At 67.7% G+C, this 5,430-nt stretch carries 1 protein-coding gene; it reads right to left on the minus strand.

Annotation, left to right across the window (positions count from 1 at the left end):
- Positions 1-5,430 (minus strand): SDR family NAD(P)-dependent oxidoreductase (locus tag AC5Y42_RS23495; protein WP_499900966.1); only part of this gene is annotated, 5,430 nt, incomplete at both ends.

A 5,430-nucleotide genomic window follows, 5' to 3' on the forward strand; every position in this document is an offset into this window, starting at 1 on the left:
GAATCCGGTGCCGTCGGCGGCGCCGGCGAAGGCTTTGCAGCGGCCGTCCGGTGAGAGTCCACGCCAGCGGCTGAATTCCACGAAGATGTCCGGTGTGGCGTTGATGGTGACGCCGCCGGCCAGCGCCAGGTCGCACTCCCCCGAGCGCAGCGACTGCACCGCCATGTGCAACGTCACCAACGACGACGAGCACGCGGTATCCACCGAGAGCGCCGGCCCTTCCAGGCCCAGGACATAGGCCACCCGGCCGGAGGCCACGCTCGACAGTTGGCCGGTCAACCGGAAGCCTTCGACCGGCTCGGCGGCGAACATGCCGTAGCCCTGTGTCATCACCCCGGCGAACACACCGGTGGCGCTGCCCCGCAGCCCGCTCGGGTCAATCCCAGCCCGTTCCAACGCCTCCCACGACAACTCGAGGAACATGCGTTGTTGAGGATCCATCGCCAGCGCCTCACTGGGCGCCACCCCGAAGAACCCGGGGTCGAAGTCCGCGACGCCGTCGACGAAGCCGCCGGTGCGGGTGTAGCAGGCACCGGATACGTCGGGGTCGGGATTGAACAGCCCGGCCAGATCCCAGCCCCGGTCGGATGGAAACTCGGTAAGCACATCGCGGCCCTGGATCACCATGTCCCACAAGTCCTCTGGCGAATTCACTCCGCCAGGGAAGCGGCAGGACATGCCGACAATCGCGATCGGATCGTCGCCGCTCGCACGAACGGCCGGGACGTGCTTGGCTTCTTGCGGGACACCGGCAAGCTCGGTGCGAATATAGGTGGCAAGGCCGTTGGGCGTCGGATAGTCGAAGATCAGGGTGGGCGAAAGCGCCAGCCCGGTGGCAGCTTTGAGCCGGTTGCGCATCTCGACCGCGGTCAGCGAGTCGAACCCAAGGTCCTGGAAGGCCTTGTCGGCATCGACCGCCTCCGGTGTGGTGTTGCCCAGGACGGTCGCGATGTGTGAACGCACCAAATTCAGCAACAATGCGTGCTGCTCGTCATCGTTGAGTCCGTATAGCCGTTGCGCCAACGCTGACTTCGATTTGGCAGCGGCCAGCGAGTCGTCGACCCGGCGGCGAGTCGGCGCATTGATCAGATCGGTGAACATCGGCGGCACCACGGCGGCGTGGCTACGCAGCGCTGCGATATCGATACGCGCCGGTGCCAGATACGGCTCGTCGACGGCCAGCGCCGTGTCGAACAGGTGCAAGGCTTCGGCCGAGGAAAGCCCGACAACGCCGCTGCGGCCCAGGCGGGCGCGGTCTGCCGCGTCGAGCCCGCCGGTCATGTCGCTGGCCTGCTCCCACAGACCCCAGGCCAACGAGATGGCCGGCAAACTGTGGGCCCGCCGGTGTGCGGCCAGCGCGTCCAGGAACGAGTTGGCCGCCGCGTAGTTGGCCTGCCCCGACGAGCCGACCAGACCGGCCATCGACGAGAACATCACGAACGCCGAGAGATCCAGGTCTCGGGTCAGCTCATGTAGATTCCAGGCGGCGTCCACCTTGGCGCGCAACACCGCGTCGATGCGGTCCGGCGTCAGCGAGGTCACCACCGCGTCGTCGAGGACTCCCGCCGCGTGAATCACAGCCGAAAGCGGGTGCTGTCGCGGAATGTCGGAAATCACTTTGGCCAACGCGGCGCGATCGGCCGCGTCGCAGGCCACCACCTGAACCTCCGCGCCGGCGGCGGTCAATTCGCTGGTCAACTCCGCGGCGTCTGGGGCTTCGATGCCTCGCCGGCTGAGCAGCACCAGGTGGCGCACCCCATGCTGAGTCACCACGTGCCGGGCCAGCGTCGACCCGGCCATTCCGGTGCCGCCGGTGATCATCACCGTGCCGGACGCCCAGGCATCGGGCATCGTCAGCACGACCTTGCCGGTGTGCCGGGCCTGACTCAGATATCGCAGCGCCGCCGGGGCCCGCCGGATGTCGAATGTGGTCACCGGCAACGGATTCAGCACGCCGGCGTCGAACAGCTTGGCCAGTTCGAGCATGTATTCGTGCATGCGTACCCGGCCCGGTTCGAAGAGGTCGAAGGCGCGGTAGCGCACCCCGGGATGGTTTGCGGCGACCACGCCAGGGTCACGGATGTCGGTCTTGCCCATCTCCAGGAAAACCCCGCCCGGAGTCACCAGCCGCAGCGAGGCGTCGACGAACTCACCGGCCAGCGAATCGAGCACCACATCCATCCCGCGGCCGTCGGTGACCGACCGGAACTTGTCCTCGAATTCCAGAGTGCGCGAATCGGCGATGTGGCCTTCGTCAAAGCCCATGGACCGCAAGGTGTCCCACTTGCCACGGCTGGCGGTGGCAAATACCTCCAAGCCCAGATGCCGCGCGAGTTGGACGGCGGCCATCCCCACCCCGCCCGTCGCGGCGTGCACCAACACCCGCTGCCCGGGCCGCACATCGGCCAGGTACAGGAAGGCGTAGTAGGCGGTGGTGAAAACCGCTGAGATACCGGCGGCTTCGGCGTATGACCAGTCCGCGGGCATGGGCAGCAGCAGCCGGACATCACCGGCGACCAGGGTTCCGCTGCTGTCCGGGAAGAACCCCATCACGGCATCGCCGACGTTGAATTCGGTGACTCCCGGACCGGTTTCGACCACCACACCGGCGGCTTCGCCGCCGAGTAGTGCGTCGTGGGTGAACATGCCCAGGGTGATCATCACGTCGCGGAAGTTGGTGGCGATGGCGCGAATGGCAACCCGGACCTGGCCGGGTTCCAGCGGCGCATCGGCGTTGGGCACCGGTTCGAGCTGCAAATTTTCGAACGTGCCGGCAGCCGAAAGGCCCAGTCGCCACGGCCGATCTCCATCCGGCGGGGTCAACAAGGCGTCGACCGACCGGCTTGCGTGCACGCGGGCGGTGTAGGTCGCCCCGTCGCGCACCAGCACCTGCGGTTCGCCGGTCGCAAGAATCGCGGCCACGTCGGCTTCCCCGACCGGCGTATCGACGTCCGCCAAGACCAATCGGCCCGGGTGCTCGGTTTGCGCCGACCGCACCAGCCCCCACACCGCAGCGCCGGCCAGATCGGTGACATCCTTTCCGGGCAGCGCCATCGCGCCGCCGGTGATGACGACCAACACACCCGAGTCGTGGTCGGCAAGCCAGGCCTGCACTGCGCCCAACGCCGCATGCGTGCGCTCGTAGACTTCCGCGACGGGATCGTCACCGGCGGAACGGAATTCGAACACTTGATGTGAGGGAACAGCGCCGGTGCCCGACGAGGCCGGCGACCACGCCACCTCGAAGAGTCGATCCGCTGCCGAACTCGAGGCCGCTGCGTTCAATTGCTGCTGCGAGACTGGGCGGACCGCCATCGAGGCCACCGACAACACCGGCAGGCCCAGCCCATCAGCGAGCTCGACCGACACCGCCGACGGGCCCGCTGGGGCGATCCGGGCCCGCACCGACGAGGCGCCGGCGGCGTGCAGCGAGACGCCCTGCCAGGAGAACGGCAATGCCACGTCCTCGGCATCGGCGGCCATCGCCCCCGCATGCAACGCGCCGTCCAGCAGCACCGGGTGCACCCCGAACCCGGTGACGCCACCGGCGGCTTCCGGCACCGTTACCTCGGCGAAGATCTCGTCGCCGCGGTGCCACATCGCCGTCAGGCCGCGAAACGCCGGACCATATCCGTAGCCGTGGGCCGCCAGCCGCTGGTAGCCGTCGGCCACGTCCACCGCGGTAGCCCCTGCCGGCGGCCATACCGACAAGTCCGCCGCCGGTTGAGTCGACTCTGGGCTCAGAACACCCTCGGCGTGACAAACCCAGTTTGAGTCCGCGGTTGCCCTGGAAAACACCGATACATTGCGCTGGCCGGAGTGTTCGGCGGCGCCCACAACGACCTGGACCGCCACCGACCCCGATGCCGGCAACATCAGCGGTGCCTGCAACGTCAATTCGTCGACCGCCGAACAGCCGGCCTCGTCGCCGGCGCGGATGGCGAGCTCCACAAAGCCGGCGCCGGGGAATACCACCATCCCGGATACCGCATGGTCGACGAGCCAGGACTGCGATGCCGGCGACAGCCGACCGGTCAGCACCACCCCGCCGGAGTCCGGCAGTTCAACCACCGCACCCAGCAGCGGATGCTCGCTGGACCCCAGCCCCAACCCGGCGGCATCGACTGCGGCACCGTCACCGGAGAGCCAAAACCGCCGTCGCTCAAAGGCATACGTTGGCAACTCGACGAATTCACCGCCCGGCAACAGCGTGCGCCAGTCCACCCCGACACCCGACACGAAGGCCTGCGCGGCCGAGGCCAGGAACCGCCCCAATCCGCCTTCCTCACGGCCGAGGGTGGGCAGGACGACCGGTTCGGCGGCGCCGTAATCGGTCACGGTGTCTTCGATGCCGGCAATCAACGCCGGATGCGGGCTTGATTCGATGAAGGTTCGGTAGCCCTGCTGGCATGCGCTGCGCACTGCCTGGTCGAATTCGACAGTCTGCCGGATGTTTCGGTACCAGTAGTCGGCGTCCAGGCCGGCGGTGTCGTAAAGGCTGCCGGTGACCGTGGAGAAGAACGCGGTGCGCGATGACTGCGGCTCGATGCCGACCAAGACCTCGGCCAACTCGTCACGGATTGCTTCGACGTCAACGGAATGCGACGCGTAGTCGACGTCGATACGACGTGCTCGCAACTCCCGCTCGGTGCAGTGCGCGATGAGTTCGTCCAGTGCCGCTGTGTCACCGGAAACGACCACAGCGGCTCGCCCGTTGATGGCTGCGATGCCGATTCGACTGCCGAAGCGCGACAACAACTCTCGAGCGTGCTCGATGTCGCATGCCAGCGATACCATGCCGCCCCGGCCGGACAGCGCCAGTAACGCCTTGCTGCGCAGGGTCACCACCCGCGCGGCGTCGCGTAGCGACAACGCCCCCGCGACGTAGGCGGCGGCGATTTCGCCCTGGGAATGGCCGATCACGGCGTCGGGCCGAACGCCGATGGATCGCCACAGCTCCGCCAGCGACACCATGACCGCGAACAGCGCCGGCTGGACGACGTCGACGCGGTCCAGCCCGGGCGCGTCCGGTGCACCGCGCAGGACGTCGATCAGTGACCAGTCGACGAACTCGGTGAACGCCGCCGAGCAAGCGTGCATGTGTTGCGCGAAAACCGGTGCCGTGTCGAGTAACTCGATTCCCATGCCGAGCCATTGGGAGCCTTGGCCGGGGAAGACGAACACGGTCTTGCCCGCCGGGATCGCCCGCCCCGACACCACACCGACACCCGGTAGGCCATCGACCAACTCCCCCAGCCCGCCCAACAACTGATCACGATCAGAACCGATGACCACCGCACGATGCTCAAAGGTCGACCGCCCCGCCAGCGACCACCCCACATCAACAGGGTCCAGCTCACCGCGGTCCCCAACGTAGCCCGCCAGCCTTGCGGCCTGTTTCTCCAGCGCCGCAGCGCTTTTGGCCGAGAT

Source organism: Mycobacterium sp. NGS48, assembly GCF_059812585.1.